5 protein-coding genes are annotated in these 4536 nt (G+C 59.2%); all 5 read right to left on the reverse strand.

Annotated features, from left to right (window positions below; all coding sequences use genetic code 11):
• Positions 1 to 50: 50 nt before the first annotated feature.
• Positions 51 to 839 carry an ABC transporter permease gene (locus tag B5V02_RS38015; RefSeq protein ID WP_111549048.1) on the reverse strand — a complete coding sequence of 263 codons (789 nt, stop codon included), beginning with the start codon at positions 837 to 839 and terminating at the stop codon, positions 51 to 53.
• A gap of 3 nt (positions 840 to 842) precedes the next feature.
• Positions 843 to 1757 (reverse strand): nodulation factor ABC transporter ATP-binding protein NodI, encoded by a 915-nt coding sequence (gene nodI / locus B5V02_RS38020; protein ID WP_111549049.1) that lies wholly within the window; start codon positions 1755 to 1757, stop codon positions 843 to 845.
• A gap of 235 nt (positions 1758 to 1992) precedes the next feature.
• Entirely contained in the window at positions 1993 to 3348 is a 1356-nt protein-coding gene (gene nodC, locus B5V02_RS38025) for a chitooligosaccharide synthase NodC (RefSeq protein WP_111549050.1), read from the reverse strand.
• Positions 3349 to 3363: 15 nt separating this feature from the next.
• Positions 3364 to 4020, reverse strand: coding sequence for a chitooligosaccharide deacetylase NodB (nodB, locus tag B5V02_RS38030; protein ID WP_111549051.1), 657 nt, complete (start codon positions 4018 to 4020; stop codon positions 3364 to 3366).
• Positions 4017 to 4536, reverse strand: a 520-nt coding sequence (locus B5V02_RS38035) for a NodA family N-acyltransferase (protein ID WP_111549052.1), incomplete at its 5' end; no start/stop codon positions are given. The genes B5V02_RS38035 and nodB, both read right to left, overlap by 4 nt.

Raw genomic sequence — 4536 nt, forward strand, 5'->3', positions numbered from 1 at the left:
GAACTTTCGTGGTACTGCATCATGGATCGCCATCGCTCTCGGAAGTCATCTCAGCGCAGCAGGCGCCGGCGAAGCAGTATCATCGAGAGGAAGAACGGCAACACCGCGTACATGCAAAGCGCACCGATGTGCAGGGCGATGCCGCCAGCCGGGCGATCAAGCATTTCCGGACGAATAAGGTCGATGGAATGTGCCAGCGGCAACAAGTGCGCTATCTGCTGCAAGCTGCCTGGCAATTGGGTGACCGGGAAGACCGCGCCCGACAGGAACAGCATGGGTGTGAGGAACAGCGACTGGTAGAATACAAAATAATGGTAACTGGGCGCAAGCGCGGTGACGATCATCGCCAGGCTCGCAAAGGCGAACCCAGTGAGAGCGATCGCTGGTAGCACATAGAGGACGGACGGCCATGCCGCATAGCCCGCCACAGCGGCAACGACAGTAATTGTCGTACCGGCCAGAAAGGCCCTGGTAGCTGACCACGCTAATTCACCGAGAACGATGTCGCCGAGGGTAAGTTGTGTGTACAGGATTGCTTCCCAGGTGCGCTGTTCGTTCATGCGAGGAAAAGCTGCATAAATTGTTTCGAAGGTCGACGCGGTCATTGCGCTTGTCGCGACCATGCCGGCTGCCAAAAAAGCAACGTACGACGTATCTTCAACGCGACCGACCATCATTCCGAGGCCAGTGCCGAGTCCGAAAAGATAGATCATAGGATCGGCGAGGTTACCGAGCATCGACGCAAGTGCGACCTTCTTCCATGACAGATAGTTTCGGCGCCACACCGCAACCCAATTCCACGCGTTGGCGGGCAGAGCCGCCGCAAAATCTTCAGCCATTGTTCACTTCTCCATCTCACGTCCGGTCAGCCGCAAGAAAACGTCCTCCAGATTAGGTGGACGCTCCAGAAGACGCAGCCCCGCGCGCCCGCGCAGTTGCACACGCACCTGCTCCGGATCGGGCGTATAGCAAAAGAGCGTCTCGCCGCTCACCTCGATGCGCTGAACATGCGGCCTGATCAGCGAACCCAGCTCCTGTGGGTTGCCACCAAAGATCTCGATGACGTTGCATCCGATATGCTCCTCAATCAGGGCATGGGGGCTGCCTTCGGCGATGTTGCACCCATGCTCGAGAACGCACAGCCGATCGCACAGCCGCTCAGCCTCTTCCATGAAGTGGGTCGTCAAAAGGATCGTTTTGCCGCGCGCCAGCAGGAATCGCAGGCGCTCCCAGATCAGGTGTCGCGCGTGCGGGTCGAGGCCCGTGGTCGGCTCGTCCATTATGAGTAGAAGGGGATCGTTGATCAGCGCACGTGCCAGCGTCAGGCGCCGCTTCATGCCGCCCGATAGTTCGGCGACACGTGCATCCGCCTTGCTCTCGAGGCGGGCGAACTCGAGCAGAGATGGGATGACCGCTTTGATCTTGCGTGTGCTCATGCCGAAGTAGCGCCCGAACACCGACAGGTTCTCGCGTACCGTGAATTCCAGGTCGAGGTTGTCGAACTGCGGAACCACGCCGATGCCCTGGCGTGCCAAGCGAGCCCGTGCCGGCACAGGCACTCCGAGTACTGTGATCTCACCGGCGTCAGGCCGTGTCATGCCGAGGACCATACGCGCAATCGTGCTTTTGCCCGCACCGTTCGGCCCCAGCAGGCCGAAGCACTCTCCCGACGCAACGGTGAGCGACAGCCCATTCACTACGAGCTTGTTGCCAAATGACTTGCTTACGCCGGTAAGGTCGATTGCTATGTTTGACATGCGTCTATCTCAGGCCGAAAGGAGCCGTTCAGCTGGCGGTAGCTCACTTGCGAGCGTTCTGGAGAGCAGGCCTTCGCTGTGACGGCCCTTGGGAAAGCGACAGCCGGAGCATTTGTGTGAGACGCTCCCGCTCTACGGATTGCCGTCGAGCCGCAACGGATCGTATGCGGCCGCTTCCCGTTCTAACAATTGAAATATTGTCCAGGTCACGACTTGTGCCCTGCGCAGTAGATTATCACTCGCCACTGAAAACGCTCTCAGACTCCACCAAAGTTGAAGAACTGCGGGAAAGATCGGTTCTGCGAATTGAGTGAGCAACTTCCGAACCTCCTGTAGCGTTTGGTCCGGCGATCGGGTTTTTGATGAGGATCTGCTTTTCCCCTCCATTGGGTAGGGTAGGCGCGTTGCGCGACAGCCAATCGCTGTTGCTCAATGTGCACAACGCATAGGCCTTCAAGGGGAGTAAGAGAAAGACGTTGATGAATGTGTGAACAGAAAAGCCGAGAAATCGAAGTTGGCGGGCACGAAACGCTGCCACGCTGCACCGAATGATGGTCATGGATGCAATCATCAGGACTGCCGACCAAGGCACTGCGCCTGTCAGTGCCAGCTGCGCGAGTCCAGCCAAGACCGACAGGGCGAGCAAAAGCGGACCGAGATTCTGTCCGACCACATCCAGCGTTAGATAGCGATCGAGGCTTGGCAATAGGCGCAGCGCAAGCAAGGTGTCGCGAAACGTGCTTCGAGCCCAGCGGAGTTGTTGGCGCAGATACGGCCCTAGCCGGTCCGGAACGACCGTAGCGGCGATGGCGTCGGGAACGTATTCGGTTCGAAGGCCTGCTTTCAGCATGAGGATCGTGAGATGGCGATCCTCACCGAAGTCGCTTGGCTTCCCCCGAAACAGTTGCGTCTCGTACTGATCCAGCAGCAAAAGGAGTGCGGAGCGACGGTACATCGCACATGGGCCGCAGCAGCACATAACGGCACCAAAGCGAGCCTGTGCCGCGCGCTCCTCATTGCAGGCCAGCCAGTACTCCATATCGATCAAACGGGTCAGCCAGGTGTCGCTCCGGTTGCTGGCGATCAACTGACCCATCGCCGCGCCGACGGCTGGATCCTGCATCTTCAGTGCAAGCTTCGTGACGACATCGGACGCGAGTGTCGTGTCCGAGTCGACGTTCAGCACCAGATCTCCAGATGAGCGGCGTATCGCGGCGATCTGCGCTTTGCGTTTGCCAACATTCTTGTCGAGCAAAATGAAGCTGAATCTCGGGTCGCCCGCAAAGGCACCGTGTACCGACACGACAACGTCGCGATTTGAGGAACCGTCATCAACCACATAGACGCGCAGTTTTCCGGCGTATTGTTGGCTTGCGATCGACGCCAGGCACGCCGAGAGCGCGCGCGGATCCTCGTTGAAGGAGGGGACGATGACATCCACGCTCGGCAGAAGGTCGAAACCGACCAGTTCATCCGACACCGGAGAACGGTCCATCGGCAAAGCATAAGCCATCTGCATGCTTTTATAAGCAGCCGAGAGCAGTGCATAGCACGAGATGGCGGCAGTACTGGCTGTGGCAAGCAGGTCCATAGGATCTCGCAATTTTCAATGATGTTGGGGAAGGGCGCGAATTTCATATCCGCGGGCGTTTAATGCCGGAATCAGCTGGGACAGCGCCTTGGCGGTCTGGTCGCGCAGTCCGGCTTGAGTGCTCGGTCTCAACTCGTCGGGCGGGCAGCCGTCGTGCAGGAGCACGATTGCACCCGGCCGGACAGAGGCGAGCACTGCATCGACAATCGCGTCGGTACCGGGGCGAGACCAGTCTCGCGGGTCTACAGACCAGTGAAGGGCCGCCAGCCCGGCGCTCTCTGACGCCTTGAAAACTTCTTCGCTCCAGGCGCCGTAGGGCGCGCGAATGAAGCGTAGCGAGGCCCGTGGACACGCCGTCCTGATGGCGCCGTTCGCGTCAAAGATTTCACTGCGCACTTCGCCGAAGCCGCATTTGCTGAGATCCGGATGAGTCATCGTGTGGTTGCCCACCTCGTGCCCTTCCGCGACCATTCGTTGGATGAGATCCGGGTGCTCTACGGCGTAGGTGCCGATGACGAAGAACGTCGCCGGCACCCGATTTTGCGCCAGAACATCGAGGATCTGAGGTGTGAAAACTGGATGGGGACCGTCGTCAAACGTCAGATAAACGGTGCGACGGCCGGTACTAGCCCATTCACTCGGCACTTCGCTTATGTAGTCCAGGTGTTTCATAGCTCCGGACCGTTCCGGTCAATCAGGGTGCCGGACGGCCACTCGCTCATCGAGCGTCCAATCGGCACAACGAAGACAAGCACGTCCTCCAAGCGCGTGGGCGGCAGGTCGGGATACACTTCCGGCCGGGTCGACCGTACGCGAGCGTCCGATACAATGGTCGCCAGGCCGGTTCGGCAGAACCTCTCAACATGGTTCCGCATCGCGTGCCGAACCGTGCCGAAAACGAATGGAACCCCAAGCTGCTGAAGTACTGGATAGACAACGCCCAGTGAAAAGCTGATTCCAAATCCTTCAAGATCCGGACGCACGCTGTACAACCCCAGTTCGGCCACTAACAGATCGACCTCGCCAACCTTGATGAAGCGGCGCAGCACGCCAATGTGGGCCGCTATGCCATGCGCATCGTAGCCGATTGCGCGGAATTCCGGCCTCGCACCGGCCCAACTACGACCGCCTTCGAATGGCTTTGCGTTGGAGGCCCCAGTCCGTCCATAAGTCTTTCGGAAGAAGTCG

This window comes from Mesorhizobium kowhaii (assembly GCF_003253745.1).
GTDB lineage: Bacteria > Pseudomonadota > Alphaproteobacteria > Rhizobiales > Rhizobiaceae > Mesorhizobium > Mesorhizobium kowhaii.